This is a genomic window from Ruegeria arenilitoris, assembly GCF_013032855.1.
Classification (GTDB): Bacteria; Pseudomonadota; Alphaproteobacteria; order Rhodobacterales; family Rhodobacteraceae; genus Ruegeria; species Ruegeria arenilitoris.
Genome location: NZ_WQDA01000006.1, coordinates 55,495 through 69,503 on the forward strand (window position 1 = coordinate 55,495; position 14,009 = coordinate 69,503).

Here is a 14,009-nt window from a genome sequence, read left to right on the forward strand (position 1 = left end):
TGTCTATATTGGTTTTTTTCGCGATACCCGCAGCTTGACGCTTGGTTGTTGCCAAACGGGGCGTCCGCCGCCACAGTCTGCAAACTGACTTGGACGCAAGGACCTAGCTTGGAGCACGTATTCCTGAATGTATTGAACATCGTTCTGCCGGTGCTGATCTGTGCCGGTGTGGGGTACGGGCTGGCGGTCGCGCGCGCACCGTTCGACAACAAGGTGATTGGCGGGATTGTCTCGAAGGTGGGATATCCGACACTGATCATCTCTCATCTGTCCGCCACCAAGATCCAGATTGCCACGTTTCTGGACATGATGGCGGCTGCTGCCCTCGCCATTGCGGCATTCGGCGTGCTCGGATTTTTGGCGTTGCGGCTGTTGCGTTGGCCGGTGCGGGCGTTTCTGACACCGCTGATGCATGGCAATGTGGGCAATATCGGATTGCCGGTCACTTTGCTGGCACTGGGCGATGCGGGCATGGCCTATACGATGGCTTTTGTCGTCGTGGTGTTGGTGAGCATTTTCACGGTAGGCATGTGGATCCCGGCCGGAGAGTTCTCGGCCCGCAAGCTTGCAACATCTCCGATCATCTATGCGGTTGCCATCGCGTTGACGCTGATGGCTACGGGTTCTGCCCTGCCGCAACCGATCGCCAAATCCTTTGACATCCTGGGCGGGCTGTCGATCCCGCTGATGTTGCTGACACTTGGTCACACGCTGGCCACGCTTCGGACGGGCAGCCTTGGCCGGGCAGTCGTTCTGACAGGTCTGCATCTCGTTCTGGCAGCCGGGATCGCCACCACGCTTGTCTGGCTGTTCGGCTTTACCGGGGTCGAACGCGGAGCGTTGATCCTGTGCTGCCTGATGCCGTCCTCGGTTGCGACATACCTGTTCATCGACCAGCATGTTCCGGAATATGGCCCGGAAGTGGCCGGGTACATCATGGTCTCAACCCTGACGACGATCCTGGTGCTGCCGCTCGCCTTGGCCTACTGGATCTGACTTTGCCCAACCAGGAACCGACATCATGATATTGCACTGCGTGTTCTTCACTTTCCGATCAGATGCACCGCAGGACGCGCGCCGCGCCGTTCTGACCGGCTTGGCCGAGCTATGCGCTGATCTGGACGGGGCCTTGGCCTTTGAAAGCGGCCCCAATCTCGATTTCGAAGGAAAGTCGCAGGATTATCGCGATGGGTTCGTGATCCGCTTTGCGGATCGACCCACCGTGAAGGCTTACGCCGAACACCCGACACACCGCCGGTTGGGCGGTCAGCTGTGTGATCTGTGTCAGAATGGTGCCGACGGGATCATCGTCTTTGACCTAGACGTGCCGGACGCGCAATAGAAGCGGCCAACGAAAAAGGCCGCCCCCTCGGGGACGGCCTTGGAATTTCCGCAAAGGCGCTGGTTCAGAAACCCAGGCCTTCGTACTTCTTCTTGAACTTCGACACGCGACCGCCGGCGTCCATCAGGCGCGACGAGCCACCGGTCCACGCAGGATGCGAGGAGGGGTCGATTTCCAGGGCCAGCTGATCGCCTTCGGCGCCCCAGGTCGATTTCATCTGGATCACGGTGCCGTCGGTCAGTTTGACGTCGATCATGTGGTAGTCGGGATGGATGTCTTTTTTCATCTTTCCGCTCCTTACGCCTCGGCGCCAGCCTTGGGCTTGTAGTTGGTGACTTCTGCGATACGGGCGGATTTACCGCGACGGGTACGCAGATAGTACAGTTTGGCGCGACGGACGCGGCCACGACGGACAACGGTGATGCTCTCGATGTTGGTCGAATACAGCGGGAACACACGCTCCACGCCTTCGCCAAACGAAATCTTGCGAACGGTGAACGATCCGGCGATGCCGTCGCCGTTTTTACGCGCGATGCAGACACCTTCGTAGTTCTGCACACGGGTGCGCGAGCCTTCGGTCACCTTGTAGCCGACACGGATGGTGTCACCGGCTTTGAAGTCGGGGATGTCTTTCCCGAGGGCGGCAATCTGTTCCGCCTCAAGCTGTGCGATCAGGTCCATCGCAGTTACTCCTATCTGCTCGTGGTTGGTCCACGAAGTTGGGCACGATCTGAGAGCTCTTGGTCTTCTCCGGGTCCCGCGATCTGCAGCCCGCCAGAGGTCAGGTCGAATGTTCCTTTTGGTCCGGGTTATTCCACAGCTTCCCTGATCCGAAGAAGGGCAGGTGCGTTCCTGCGATCAACCCAAAACACCGGAGTCGCCCCAAAGGCGGCACCGGATTGCGCCCGTTTAGGGAAGTCGGACGAGCATATCAAGCCCAAATCGCCGGTTTTCAGGCCAAATCGCGGTGGATTTGGTGGGAATCCGCCGTCACACGTACCGCGGCGTTGCCTTGTGCCGGGGATCGGGCATTCTGGGTCATAATTTGAGGGCAGGTTTAGAGGCAGAGCAACACGATGAGCAAAGCGATTTTCTGCGTGGTTCTTGCGCTGGCACTGATGTCTTGCGGGCGTCGTGCGCCGGCGCCCCAAATCTTAGACCAACCGGTGGTCGCGGGACTTTCCGGACCTTCGGTTCTGTACCCAGCCTTTGCGGATGCCGACCCGCATGACTGGGAGCGGCGGCGGCCCGAGCACTATCCCGTGCATGGGCTCGACGTCTCGCGTTGGCAGGGACCGATCGACTGGCGTCAGGCCAAGGCCTCGGGGGTAAGTTTCGTGTTCATAAAGGCGACCGAAGGGGGCGACGTGGCCGATCCGATGTTCCAGGATCACAGTCAGGGCGCCCGGGCCGCGGGGGTTCCGTGGGGTGCATATCACTATTACTACTTCTGCCGCCCCGCGGCCGAACAGGCCCGTTGGTTCATTCGCAACGTTCCCCGAGGGGCCGACCTGCCGCATGTGCTGGACATGGAATGGACCCCCCATTCCAAGACCTGCACCCTGCGCCCCGATGGCAAAACGGTGCGGGCCGAGGCGGAAAGGTTCCTCGACATATTGGAGCGACATTACGGCCGTCGGCCGATCGTCTACACCACGGTCGATTTCTACGAGGACACAGGTATCGGACGTCTGCCAAAGACCGAGTTCTGGCTGCGCTCGGTCGCAGGGCATCCGCGCAATGTCTATCCCAAGGCAGTCTGGCGGTTCTGGCAGTACACGGGCACCGGGTTGGTTCCCGGCGTGCAGGGGCGGGTGGACATCAACGCCTTCAACGGCTCGCCTGATATCTGGGCGCGATGGAAGGCGGGCGCACCCTAGTCGTCGGTTTCCCCGCGCGCCTTCAGGTAGGCATCCCACAGGTCCGGGCGGCGCGTGCGGGTAATCTCTTCCGCCATCTGGTGACGCCATTCGGCGATGCGCCCATGATGTCCGGACATCAGGATCGGAGGGATCTCGCGCCCGTTCCACTCGGCCGGCCGAGTGTATTGCGGGTGTTCCAGCAAGCCGGACGAAAAGCTCTCTTCCTCGGTCGAGGCCTGATTTCCCAGAACCCCGGGCAGCAGTCGCACAGTGGCGTCGATCAGCGCCTGCGCGGCAATCTCGCCTCCGGTCATGACGAAATCGCCCAGCGAGACTTCCTGGATGCCGTAGTGCTCCAAAACCCGTTCATCAACGCCTTCAAAGCGGCCACACAACAGGGTCATGCCATCGCAACGGGCCAAGTTCTGCATCATGCGCTGATCCATCCGGCGCCCGCGCGGGCTGAGGTAAATCAGCGGCCAGTTGCCCTGTACCCCATCCATAGTGTGATCAATGGCGGCCCCCAGTACATCCGGCCGCAACACCATGCCGGCACCGCCGCCTGCGGGCGTGTCGTCGACATTGCGATGCTTGCCGACACCGAACTGCCGCAGATCGACCGTTTCCAGTTGCCACAGCCCCTCCTGCAGCGCCTTGCCGATCAGGCTTTCGCCCAAGACGCCGGGAAAGGCAGATGGGAACAGCGTGATCACCTTGGCCTTCCACACGCCATGCAGGTCCGGCGTGGGCGTCAGCAGCTCACGCGGTTTCAGCGTGGGGCGAATAGCCTTGCGGCCATATGACTTTGCAGGTTTGTCCGTCATGTGTTCGTGGTCAGACTGATTTGAGCGCGTTCGACGATGCGGGCTTTCTGTCGGACCAGCGCCGCCTCGTCCAGCCCCGATCGGTTCAACTCGAGCATTTCGGACAGCGCTTCTTGCGGCAATGCCGGGTTTGACCGAGTGGGCTTGACCAGCAGGGTGGCCTTCTCGGGCGGCAGGTCCAGGAATTCGGCAAAAGGTGTGCCGGGGCCAAAGCTATGCTCACGCAGGTCTTCCAGCCATTCGGTCCGCACTCGAACCGAGGGTAGCCGATCACGAACGGCGTCCGCAGTCTGCTGCAGCGAAGGGAGCTCTTCGAGCCTTTCGCGGAACGTGTCGAAATCCTGCACCAGCCGCGTGCGCTGAAGATCATGGGCCCAGAGACTGCGGATCCAACTGCCGCGCTGGCGCAGCGAGAGATATACGGTGATGTCCAGTTCCGACCCGACCAGCCGGTTGCGCAGCGTATCGACCAGGCAGGCGGCCAGATCAGGGGCTTCGGCGTATCCCATAACCAGATTGCGGCTGGGGCGAAGCCCCGAGAAGTTCTCCTCGCTCAGGATCAGCCCGCGCCTTTCCCCGAAATCCAGCGTCGCCAGAAGTTCGCGCCAGCGATTGCCGAATTCGGACAGCGTACCGAATGTCCCATACAGCGAATGGCGCGTGGCGGCTTCCGATAACCCGGATTTGCGGGTAACATAGGGCAGAACCAATGCGTGGCGCGGCCAGATCAGCGCTCGGTTCTCGAACAGAAAGGATTGCGCGGCGGTCGTGCCGGTTTTGTGAAGGCCCAGATGCAGCAGGATGCGCCGCGTCACAGCAGGCCCTCGGGAGGGTCGGCGACGATACGCCCGGCCTCAAGGTCAATCGTGGGTACGGCCGCTTTGGTGAATGGCAGAAATACAGTGGATTTCAGCCCGGGCCCGTGCAGTTCGAGCAGGTCGTCGGCGCCGTGGTTCTGCACCGATTTGACCCGCCCCAGCAGGGTTCCCCCGGTGTCATAGACCTCAAGCCCCAAAAGGTCGGCGTGATAGAATTCGTCATCCGGCAGCGATGGCAACTGCTCGCGCCGGGCATAAAGGCGCAGCCCCTTCAGGGCGTCCGCCTGTTCCTTGGTTTCGACCCCGCCCAGACGCGCGGCAAATCCGTTCTTGATCGCGCGTGTGATGATCAGCGGATAGCGCTGGGCGCCACTCTCGTCGGTCAGGGGGGAGTAGGTCTCGATATCCTCTGGTACCGCGCAATAGCTTTTCAGGCGGACCTCGCCGCGTACGCCGAAGGACCCGGCGATGCTGCCGACACAGATCAGATCAGTCATTGGGCATTTCCGTTGTCACGCATATTCCACTTTCCCAGACACCGATTTCGCCACAGGCTTCGCGTTGATTGCTGCGTTCAAAGAACACGCCCACAATAAAGGCGATCAGCAGCAGGATGGGAAGGCGTATCAATCCAAACATGCCACCCTACCGCGTTTCCAACGGCAGGCTGCCGCAGCGGCACTCCCAGCCATGGGTTTCCAGTTCTGGCGTGTCCGAGCTTTCCTCGGGCCAGCCCACGCAGAAATAGCCGATCAGCCGCCAGCCCTCGGGCACCGACAGGTCGCGGGCCAGCCGGTCGGGATCGAGGATCGAGACCCAGCCCAGCCCCAGGCCATGCGCGCGCAGCGCCAGCCAGAACAAAGTGACGGCCGAGACCACCGAATAACGGCGCATCTCGGGCATGGTGCCTGCGCCCAGCCCCTGGCCCTTGTCGGTGGCGTCATCGCAGAACACCGCCAGCTGAACCGGCGCCTCTTGCATGCCCGACAGTTTCAGCTGGCTGTACAACTGCGCTCGGTCACCGGAGTAACCCGCCAGCGCCGCGTCATTGGCCGCCTTGAAGTTCTCCAGCGCCGCGGTCCGGGCCTCAGGGCTTTCGACGCGGATCACGCGCCACGGTTCGCTCAGCCCCACCGAAGGGGCCAGCTGAAACGCGTCGAGGCAGTGCGTCAGCACTGCCTCGTCCACCGCGTCGGTGCGGAACCGGCGTACATCGCGCCGGAGCCGCATCAACAGATCGAACTGCGTACGGAAATCTTCGGTGAAAGCCTGATCCTGCACGCGCCCGCCTGTTTACTCTTCTGCAGCAGCAGCTTCTTCTTCGGCCGGAGCGGCAGCAGCCTCTGCGGCTTCAGCAGCCTTGGCGGCTTTCTCTTCGGCGCGCTCCTGGGCTTTCTTGCCCGGGGTGCCCTTCTGAGGGTTGTTGCGCTCGGCTTTCTCTTTGGCGCCGGCGGCTTCCAGCATGCGGGCAATCCGGTCGGTCGGCTGCGCGCCCTGGTCCAGCCAGTACTGGATGCGCTCCATGTTCATCTTCACGCGCTCTTCGCTGTCTTTCGGCAGCAGCGGGTTGTAGGTGCCCAGCTTCTCGATGAAGCGGCCGTCACGCGGCATGCGGCTGTCCGCTGCAACGATGCGGTAGAAGGGGCGCTTTTTCGAGCCGCCACGGGCCAGACGAATTTTCATTGCCATTGTGGTATCTCCTTTGGATGGCGTTGGCCGGATTGCTCCGGCTATTTCTGGTGTTTGTCGAACCTCGGGTTCACTTCTGGTGTTTCTTGTGGTGTCGGATGACTTCCTGAATGATGAAATTCAGGAAAGCCTTGGCAAAATCGGGGTCCAGATCCGCCTCTTTCGCCAGGTCTTCAAGCCGTGCGATCTGCGCGGCCTCGCGCGAGGGATCGGACGGGGGAAGTTCGTGTTCGGCCTTGAGCTTGCCAACGGCCTGCGTGTGCTTGAACCGCTCGGCCAGCGTATAGACCAGAATCGCGTCCAGCCGGTCGATGCTTTCGCGGTGGTCTTTCAGCAAGGCCGCGGCCCGCGTCACGGGATTGTTCATTGGCCGGTCCTTTCGGTGGTCAGATCGGTCGTTGACGTGTCGAGTTTCGGGTGCCGCCAGATCTGCGCGGACTTGCCCAGCACTTCGCCCTCGCGCTCGTAGGTCGCGCCGAGACGCTGTGCCAGAGCGCGCGAGCGGTCATTGGCGTGGGCGATATAGCTGATGACGCCGTTCAGCCCCTGATGGCGCGCCGCATGGTCGCGGGCGGCCTGCGCGGCCTCGAAGCCCAGGCCCTTGCCCTCGACCTGCTCCATGAGGGTCCAGCCCAGCTCGGGTTCGTCCCAGCCCGGCACATAGATCATGCCGGTCCAGCCCACGAAAGTACCGCTGGCCTTTTCGGTCAGGTGCCACAGGCCATAGCCGCGCAGCGCCCAATGGCCCAGACGGTTGGCCAGTCCGTTCCAGCAGCCCGCCGCATCCCTGGGGCCGCCCACCATGTGGCTGCGCTCGGTCGCGTAGAAGGCCGTCATGGCCGGCAGGTCGTCCGGATGCGGTGCCCGAAGGATCAGGCGCTCAGCCTCAAGGGTCGGGATGGTGAAGGTCGTCATGCGTAGGCCTCCATCCCGCCATCGCCGTCGCCGGGCAGATGACGATAGACCAGAACCGACTCGTCGAACCCGGCCTCGGCCTGCAGGTCGCGCTGGGCGCCCAGGCGCTCGGCCACGCGGGCCGAGGCTGCGTTGTCGGGGTCCACATAGCTGACCAGTGACGGCAGAGCCTGCGACCCCAGCGCAAAGTCGCGGGCGGCTTCGGCCGCCTCGGTTGCAATGCCACGCCTTTCGGCGGCTTCGGTCAGCAGATAGCCCAGCTCGTGTTCGCGGTCGCCGAATTCCATGCCAATCGACACGAAACCCAGAACCTGACCGCCCGTGCGGTCCTCGATGGCCCACATTCCCGCGCCGCGCAGCAGCCAGCCCGCGACGTATTGCGAGAAATCCAGCCAGGCCGCCTGCCGGTTAAACGGGCCGTCCATGTGTTTGGCACGGTCCGACATCAGGATGTCGGCATAGGTGTCGAAATCCCCGATCCGCGGCGCGCGCAGCACCAGCCGCGCGGTCTCCAGCCGCGGCAAGTCCGCAGCCAGCCGCGCCGACAGCGCGGCAGCGGGGCCGGTGGCCGGAGCCTCCCAGGGATATGCGACGGGCGCGGTCACTTACTTCTTCTTTCCGAATCCGCTCAGGCCGGGGGGCAGGGCCATGCCGCCGCCCATGCCGGTCATGCCGCCGGGCATCTTGCCGCCCATCGCCTTGGCCGCGGCTTCCAGCGCCTTGGGGTCCATGCCCGCGGCCATTTCTTCGGGCGAGGGGCCGCCTTTGCCGAACATGCCTTTCATGGCCTGTTTCAGCATCTTGCCTTTGCCCATCTTGCCCATCTTCTTCATCATGTCCGACATCTGCCGGTGCATCTTGAGCAGCTTGTTGATGTCGCTGACTTCCATGCCCGACCCGGCCGCGATGCGTTTCTTGCGGCTGGCCTGCAGCAACGCGGGGTTGGCGCGTTCTTTCTTGGTCATCGACTGGATCATGGCGATCTGCTGGCGCAGGATCCGGTCGTCCAGCCCGGCCTGATCCATCTGCTTGGCCATCTTGCCCATGCCCGGCATCATGCCCATCATGCCCTGCATGCCGCCCATCTGGATCATCTGTTCCAGCTGCATCTTCAGGTCGTTCATGTTGAACTGACCCTTCATCATGCGCTTCATCATGCGCTCGGTCTGCTCGAGCTCCATGGTCTCCTGGGCCTTTTCGACCAGGGCCACAATGTCGCCCATGCCCAGAATCCGGCCCGCGATGCGGTCGGGCTCGAAGGTTTCCAGCGCATCCATCTTTTCGCCCAGACCGACGAAACGGATCGGCTTGCCGGTCACTGCGCGCATCGACAGCGCCGCGCCGCCGCGGCCGTCACCGTCCATCCGGGTCAAGACTACGCCCGAGATGCCGACCTTGGCGTCGAACTCCTCGGCCACCTCGACGGCGACCTGGCCGGTCAGGCCGTCAACCACCAGTAGGGTTTCGCGCGGGTCGACCACGTTGCGGACCTGCTCGACCTCGTCCATCAGCACTTCGTCGATATGCAGACGGCCGGCGGTATCCAGCATGTAGACGTCATAGCCGCCCAGCGTGGCCTGCTGTTTGGCGCGCTTGGCGATGTCCACCGGTTTCTGCCCCGGTACGATCGGCAGAGTGTCGACTCCGATCTGGGTGCCCAGCACCGCCAGCTGGTCCATTGCCGCCGGGCGGTAGATGTCCAGCGAGGCCATCAGGACCTTCTTGCCCTCTTTTTCTTTCAGGCGTTTCGCCAACTTGCCGGTGGTTGTGGTCTTGCCTGAGCCCTGCAGGCCGACCATCAGGATCGGCGCGGGCGGATTGTCGATCTTGAGCTTGCCGGGGTCTTCCTCGCCGCGCAGGGTATCGACCAGCGCGTCATGCACGATCTTGACGACCTGCTGGCCCGGCGTGATCGACTTGGTCACCGCCTGGCCGGTCGCCTGTTCCTGCACCTTCTTGACGAACGCACGCGCCACCGGCAGCGATACGTCAGCCTCTAGCAACGCCACGCGAACCTCGCGCAGGGCGGTTTTGACGTCTTCCTCGGACAGGGCGCCCTGTTTGGTCAGCCGGTCGAAGACGCCAGAGAGGCGTTCGGATAGATTTTCAAACATGCCTTCGGCCTCCTTCGCCGGTTCTCGGTTGGCGCCCCATAGATAGGGGCAGACGGGTCAATGCACAAACGCCCCCACGGGCGAAACTCGCTGGTGGGGGGCGATCCCTGAACGACTCAAGGGACCGGAAGAACAGGCGCTTCCGGATGTTGCGTTGGCGTTTAGGCCCATTGGCCACCCGAGTCAACCATCCGCGCTTGCCGGGTTGCATCGTCTTGCCCCGTCGGCCATGACTGCCGCGATATTCGGGAGAAGACCATGGACGCCTCATCCGCCTTTCAGGACACATTGCCGCTTAGTTCCGATGCACTGCTGGCGCAGCTGGACGATTGGGGGCTGCCCTATCGCCTGCACAGCCACGTCCCGCTGCGGACGGTCGAAGAGTCGAAGGCGGTTGAGGATCAGTTCATGGTGCCGGGCGAAAACGCGTTGCGGCTCAAGAACCTGTATCTGCGCGACAAGAAAAAGCGGAACTACCTGGTGACGCTGGAACAGAACCGCGAGATCGACCTCAAGGCGCTGGGCGCCGAACTGGGGGTGGGCAACCTGTCCTTCGGGTCGGCGGATCGGCTGATGCAGAACCTCGGCATCCGTCCCGGCGCGGTCAGCCCGCTGGCGATGATCAACGGCGTTGGCAACGGTGTACGGTTCTTCATGGACGACGCGGCGCAGCGCGCGGACGTGATCTATATGCATCCATTGGTCAACGACCGGACGGTGGCGATGGCGCGCGACGACCTGATGGCCTTCTTCGACCGGATCGGGTGCGAGGTCACCTGGCTGCCGTGATCATTCGCTCAGCGCCTCTTTCAACGCGGCGGCGACATGGGCGGCCGAGGGATTGACGAACAGGTGCCCGTCGGCCTCGAAAACCGGGTCATCAAGATGCTGGGGAAAGGCCAGCGGCAATTCCGTGCAGGCCAGCAGGATCGCGGTTCCGGGGGCGGCGTGCCGATTGCAGAATGCCAGCAGACGGCCGCGGGCATTGGCCGAGGCACCGCCGTAGAACTCGGTGTCGATCATGGCCTGCATTTCCGCGATCTGGTCCTCGGGAAGTCGGTCATTGGCTGTGATGTCTTCAGCCGCCAGCCGTTCCGCATAGTGGCGCGCTTGCATCGTGACCGAGGTTCCCAGCACCAGCGCGCTTTTGGCACCAGTCGTTTTGGTGGCCACGGCAGTTGCATCAAAGATACTCAGGATCGGCATGGTCACGCCCTGCCGGATCGCATGCAAACGGGCGTGAGGTGTGTTCGAGGCAATGATGCCGAAATCACATCCCGCCTGCTCAAGCGTCAGCAGTGCATCGCGGAAAACGGCATCGAACGCGGACCAGCTTGCTTCGTCGCCGGCGGTTCCGCGCAGCGCGCGGGTTTTGGCCTGGGTGACGGACTCGATGGTCATCGGAGGAACAGGCAGCGGTGATCCGTGCCCACGGTCTGCAAAATGGCGCCCGGCGCCCTCGGCGATGGCGCGGTAGTAGTCTATTGTCGACGCCCAGCCGACCCCGCCCAGAATTCCGATCTTCTTCATGACAACCGTCCAATCTGCCGATCCCGCTCGGGGACAGATTGGACGGTTTGACCGGGGATGGCCAGTGGCCGGATCAGGCGGCCAGTTCGGCGACGGCTTTCTGGGCGTTGCTCAGAGTTGCTTCCGGGTCCAGCGCCATGCGGTCAGCGGCCACCACATCCACGTCATGGATGCCGATGAAGCCCAGAACATGGCGGGCGTATCCGGTTGCAAAGTCGATCTCGGACCCCACCGCGGTACCGCCCGAAGCGATGGCGAGGATGGCGCGCTTGCCCTCCAGCAGGCCCTTGGGGCCATTCTCGGTATAAGAGAACGTCAGGCCTGCACGAGCGACCAGGTCGATCCAGGCCTTGAAGGCGGCCGGGACCGAGAAATTGTAGATCGGCAACCCAATCACCACCGTGTCGGCCTGCTGCAGTTCCTTGACCAACTCGTCCGACAGGGCCAGCAGGTCGCGCTGGGTGGCGTCGCGTTGATCGGCGGGGGTGAAGTTGGCGGTGATCCAGTCCTCGGTCAGCAGGGGCAGGGGTGTGGCCAGGTCGCGGCGGATGATGCGGCTGGCGCCCAGGTGTTGGACGATGCGGGCCGACAGGTCGCGGGTGGCCGAGCCGGTGCGGCGGGCCGAGGCGTCGATATGCAGGATGGTCTTTGTCATGGCGTGGATCCTTCTCAGGGTTCGGATTTTGCGTCTGAGCCCAATATGAGTATTGCGTGAGCGAACGAAACTAGGATAAATCAACAGGCATTGTTGGAAATTGCACAGAATTGGTTTTGTCATGGACAATTGGGACGAGGTCCGCACCGCCTATCAGGTTGCGCGAATGGGTACGGTCAGCGGCGCGGCCGAGGTTCTGGGGGTGCACCACGCCACGGTGATCCGCCATATCGACGCGATCGAGGCCCGGCTGAAGGTCAAGCTGTTCCAGCGCCACGCGCGCGGCTACACCCCGACCGAGGCGGGCGAGGATCTGCTGCGCGTGGCCCAGGCCACCGAGGATCAGTTCAACCAGCTGGTCGGGCGGCTGAAGGGGCGTGGAGACGATGTCTCGGGCGAGTTGGTGGTGACCTCGCTGGCCTCGCTGGCGCCGCTGGTGGTACCCACCCTGACCGCGTTCCAGCAGGACCATCCCGACCTGATCGTGCGCTATCTGACCGGCGACCGCCTGTTCCGCCTGGAATATGGCGAGGCGCATGTGGCGATCCGCGCCGGTGCGGCCCCCGACCAGCCGGACAACGTGGTGCAGCCCTTCATGACGCAAGAGGTGGGGCTTTATGCCAGTCAGGACTACATCGCGCGGCGCGGCCTGCCCGCGGGCGTCGAGGATTTCCCCAACCACGCCTTCGTCGGGGCGGATGATGAAAACAGCCGCGCGCCCTTTTCACGCTGGCTGCGCGCCAATGTTCCGGCCGAGGCGATCACCTTCCGTTGTTCCAACAACTTCACCGTGGCCGAGGCGGTACTGGCCGGGGCGGGGATCGGCTTCATGGCCCGGTGGGAGGCCGCCCGCCATCCGCAGCTGCAGGAAGTGATGGAGCCGCTGCCGGAATGGGCCGGCAATCTGTGGCTGGTAACCCATGTGGATCTGCACCGCACCAACAAGGTGCAGACCTTTCTCAAATTCCTCAAGGAGCAGGCCAAGGACTGGCTGCCATGAACCCGCAGGCGCGTGGCCACTTGGCCATGCTGGTGTTCTCGGCGCTGGTGGCGGGCAGTTTCTCGCTGGGTTCGATGATTGCCAACGAGATCGCGCCGGCGGCGTTGAACGCCGCGCGGTTTGCGATTGCCGGCGTGGTGATCGGCATCGCGGCGCTGATGACGACCGGTTTGCCGCGCAGCGCGGCGCGCGCGCCGTGGCGCTATCTGGCGCTGGGCGGGCTGTTCTCGGCCTATTTCGTGCTGATGTTCTACGGGCTGAAAACCGCGCCGCCAGTCAGCGCGGCGGCGGTGTTCACCTTGACGCCGATCCTGTCGGCGGTGGCGGGGTGGGTGTTGCTGCGCCAGATCACCACCCCGCACATGGCCCTCGCGCTGAGCGTGGGCGCGGTTGGCGCGCTGTGGGTGGTGTTCCGCGCCGATTGGCTGGCCTTTCGCGCCTTTGAGATCGGGCGGGGCGAGATCATCTATTTCTGGGGCTGTGTGGCCCATGCGATCTATACGCCCATGGTGCGAAAGCTGAACCGGGGCGAGCCGCCGGTCGTGTTCACCTTCGGCACGCTGGTGGCCGGGTGCGCTGTGCTGACGGTGTTCGGCTGGTCCGACATCCGCGCGACCGACTGGGCCAACCTGCCGGCGATCGTCTGGATCGGCCTGTTCTACGTCGCCATCTGCGCTAGCGCGGCGACCTTCGTTCTGTTGCAGTACGCCACGCTGCTGCTGCCATCGGCCAAGGTCATGGCCTATACCTACCTGACGCCCAGCTGGGTGATCATCTGGCAGATCGCGCTGGGCCAGCCGGCGCCGGGCCCGTTGGTCCTGGTGGGAATAGGGCTGACGATCCTTGCCCTCGTGCTGCTGCTGAAAGGGGATGACCTAGGGATGGCTCGGCAACAAACCGCGCCGGACTGACCTTTGCCAAAGCGCCCGTTCGTGGCAGGGTGAGGCAAACTCCGAAAGGACCGGAACATGCACAGATTGATTGCCTCGGCCACGCTAATGTTGGTTTTTGGATGTACGCAGGACACCGCCGACAATTCAACCCTTCAAGCCAGCTGCGAGGCATTGGTGGCTGCTGAGGCAAACCGGAGCCCCGCGGATGTCCAGGCTCTGTCTACAACTGCCGAACCGGCGGGAACCGTCACGCAGGTCGCAGTGGCCGGCGCTCAGGCACCCTGGCTGTGCCGCGCGGATCCCAGCGGCGTGGTCACAGGGGTCGAGTACAGCCAGCAAGGCTGATCCTCTTGGGTTGAGCCACATC

General features: G+C 63.4%; 21 protein-coding genes. 7 read left to right on the top strand and 14 right to left on the bottom strand.

From position 1 onward, the window contains the following. Positions 1-108: 108 nt before the first annotated feature. Complete coding sequence (locus GOW72_RS17800) at positions 109-996, top strand: AEC family transporter (RefSeq protein WP_170367879.1); 888 nt, start codon at positions 109-111, stop codon at positions 994-996. Positions 997-1,021: 25 nt separating this feature from the next. Then, complete coding sequence (locus tag GOW72_RS17805) at positions 1,022-1,342, top strand: Dabb family protein (protein ID WP_170367881.1); 321 nt, start codon at positions 1,022-1,024, stop codon at positions 1,340-1,342. A gap of 64 nt (positions 1,343-1,406) precedes the next feature. Here GOW72_RS17805 and rpmE read toward each other — a convergent pair whose 3' ends face one another. Together rpmE and rplS are read right to left on the bottom strand one after the other, a co-directional pair. Then, positions 1,407-1,628: a 50S ribosomal protein L31 gene (gene rpmE / locus GOW72_RS17810; protein WP_093965180.1), complete on the bottom strand. Its 222-nt coding sequence runs from the start codon at positions 1,626-1,628 to the stop codon at positions 1,407-1,409. 11 nt (positions 1,629-1,639) lie between these two features. Then, on the bottom strand, positions 1,640-2,023 hold the full coding sequence (rplS, locus tag GOW72_RS17815; protein ID WP_170367883.1) for a 50S ribosomal protein L19: 384 nt from the start codon (positions 2,021-2,023) through the stop codon (positions 1,640-1,642). Positions 2,024-2,418: 395 nt separating this feature from the next. Here rplS and GOW72_RS17820 point away from each other — a divergent pair, with 395 nt between their 5' ends. After that, complete coding sequence (locus GOW72_RS17820) at positions 2,419-3,222, top strand: glycoside hydrolase family 25 protein (protein ID WP_170367885.1); 804 nt, start codon at positions 2,419-2,421, stop codon at positions 3,220-3,222. Here the strand turns inward: GOW72_RS17820 and trmD are convergent. From trmD to ffh, 10 genes are all read right to left on the bottom strand, one after another. Beyond that, positions 3,219-4,028, bottom strand: coding sequence for a tRNA (guanosine(37)-N1)-methyltransferase TrmD (gene trmD, locus GOW72_RS17825; RefSeq protein WP_170367887.1), 810 nt, complete (start codon positions 4,026-4,028; stop codon positions 3,219-3,221). The two genes, GOW72_RS17820 and trmD, sit on opposite strands and share 4 nt — an antisense overlap. After that, complete coding sequence (locus GOW72_RS17830; protein WP_170367888.1) at positions 4,025-4,843, bottom strand: hypothetical protein; 819 nt, start codon at positions 4,841-4,843, stop codon at positions 4,025-4,027. The genes trmD and GOW72_RS17830 overlap by 4 nt, the downstream gene beginning before the upstream one ends. Next, positions 4,840-5,343, bottom strand: a complete 504-nt coding sequence (rimM, locus tag GOW72_RS17835; protein WP_170367890.1) for a ribosome maturation factor RimM — start codon at positions 5,341-5,343, stop codon at positions 4,840-4,842. Before rimM ends, GOW72_RS17830 begins: the two co-directional genes overlap by 4 nt. After that, positions 5,336-5,485: a hypothetical protein gene (locus GOW72_RS17840; RefSeq protein ID WP_170367892.1), complete on the bottom strand. Its 150-nt coding sequence runs from the start codon at positions 5,483-5,485 to the stop codon at positions 5,336-5,338. The genes rimM and GOW72_RS17840 overlap by 8 nt, the downstream gene beginning before the upstream one ends. Positions 5,486-5,491: 6 nt before the next feature. After that, positions 5,492-6,127: a 5,6-dimethylbenzimidazole synthase gene (bluB, locus tag GOW72_RS17845; protein WP_170367894.1), complete on the bottom strand. Its 636-nt coding sequence runs from the start codon at positions 6,125-6,127 to the stop codon at positions 5,492-5,494. A gap of 12 nt (positions 6,128-6,139) precedes the next feature. Next, positions 6,140-6,535: a 30S ribosomal protein S16 gene (gene rpsP / locus GOW72_RS17850; protein ID WP_093965193.1), complete on the bottom strand. Its 396-nt coding sequence runs from the start codon at positions 6,533-6,535 to the stop codon at positions 6,140-6,142. Positions 6,536-6,605: 70 nt separating this feature from the next. Further along, entirely contained in the window at positions 6,606-6,902 is a 297-nt protein-coding gene (locus tag GOW72_RS17855; RefSeq protein ID WP_170342735.1) for a chorismate mutase, read from the bottom strand. After that, the gene (locus tag GOW72_RS17860) at positions 6,899-7,450 is read right to left on the bottom strand and encodes a GNAT family N-acetyltransferase (RefSeq protein WP_170367896.1); all 552 of its coding nucleotides are present in this window, start codon (positions 7,448-7,450) and stop codon (positions 6,899-6,901) included. The genes GOW72_RS17855 and GOW72_RS17860 overlap by 4 nt, the downstream gene beginning before the upstream one ends. Next, positions 7,447-8,055: a GNAT family N-acetyltransferase gene (locus tag GOW72_RS17865; protein WP_170367898.1), complete on the bottom strand. Its 609-nt coding sequence runs from the start codon at positions 8,053-8,055 to the stop codon at positions 7,447-7,449. Before GOW72_RS17865 ends, GOW72_RS17860 begins: the two co-directional genes overlap by 4 nt. Next, positions 8,056-9,564, bottom strand: a complete 1,509-nt coding sequence (gene ffh / locus GOW72_RS17870; protein ID WP_170367900.1) for a signal recognition particle protein — start codon at positions 9,562-9,564, stop codon at positions 8,056-8,058. A gap of 258 nt (positions 9,565-9,822) precedes the next feature. Between ffh and GOW72_RS17875 the strand changes: the two genes are divergently transcribed. After that, the gene (locus GOW72_RS17875; protein WP_170367902.1) at positions 9,823-10,353 is read left to right on the top strand and encodes a prolyl-tRNA synthetase associated domain-containing protein; all 531 of its coding nucleotides are present in this window, start codon (positions 9,823-9,825) and stop codon (positions 10,351-10,353) included. Here GOW72_RS17875 and GOW72_RS17880 read toward each other — a convergent pair whose 3' ends face one another. Both GOW72_RS17880 and GOW72_RS17885 read right to left on the bottom strand, forming a co-directional pair. Next, on the bottom strand, positions 10,354-11,094 hold the full coding sequence (locus GOW72_RS17880; protein WP_170367904.1) for an aspartate/glutamate racemase family protein: 741 nt from the start codon (positions 11,092-11,094) through the stop codon (positions 10,354-10,356). It lies immediately after the preceding gene. A gap of 73 nt (positions 11,095-11,167) precedes the next feature. Next, the gene (locus GOW72_RS17885; RefSeq protein ID WP_170366227.1) at positions 11,168-11,749 is read right to left on the bottom strand and encodes an FMN-dependent NADH-azoreductase; all 582 of its coding nucleotides are present in this window, start codon (positions 11,747-11,749) and stop codon (positions 11,168-11,170) included. A gap of 121 nt (positions 11,750-11,870) precedes the next feature. On the opposite strand from GOW72_RS17885, the gene GOW72_RS17890 reads away from it, so the two are divergent. The 3 genes from GOW72_RS17890 to GOW72_RS17900 are packed head-to-tail and all read left to right on the top strand — an operon-like array spanning position 11,871 to position 13,987. Beyond that, positions 11,871-12,749: a LysR family transcriptional regulator gene (locus GOW72_RS17890; RefSeq protein ID WP_170367906.1), complete on the top strand. Its 879-nt coding sequence runs from the start codon at positions 11,871-11,873 to the stop codon at positions 12,747-12,749. Beyond that, entirely contained in the window at positions 12,746-13,660 is a 915-nt protein-coding gene (locus tag GOW72_RS17895; protein ID WP_170367908.1) for a DMT family transporter, read from the top strand. The genes GOW72_RS17890 and GOW72_RS17895 overlap by 4 nt, the downstream gene beginning before the upstream one ends. A 57-nt stretch (positions 13,661-13,717) precedes the next feature. Beyond that, entirely contained in the window at positions 13,718-13,987 is a 270-nt protein-coding gene (locus tag GOW72_RS17900) for a hypothetical protein (RefSeq protein WP_141138530.1), read from the top strand. Positions 13,988-14,009: the final 22 nt, after the last annotated feature.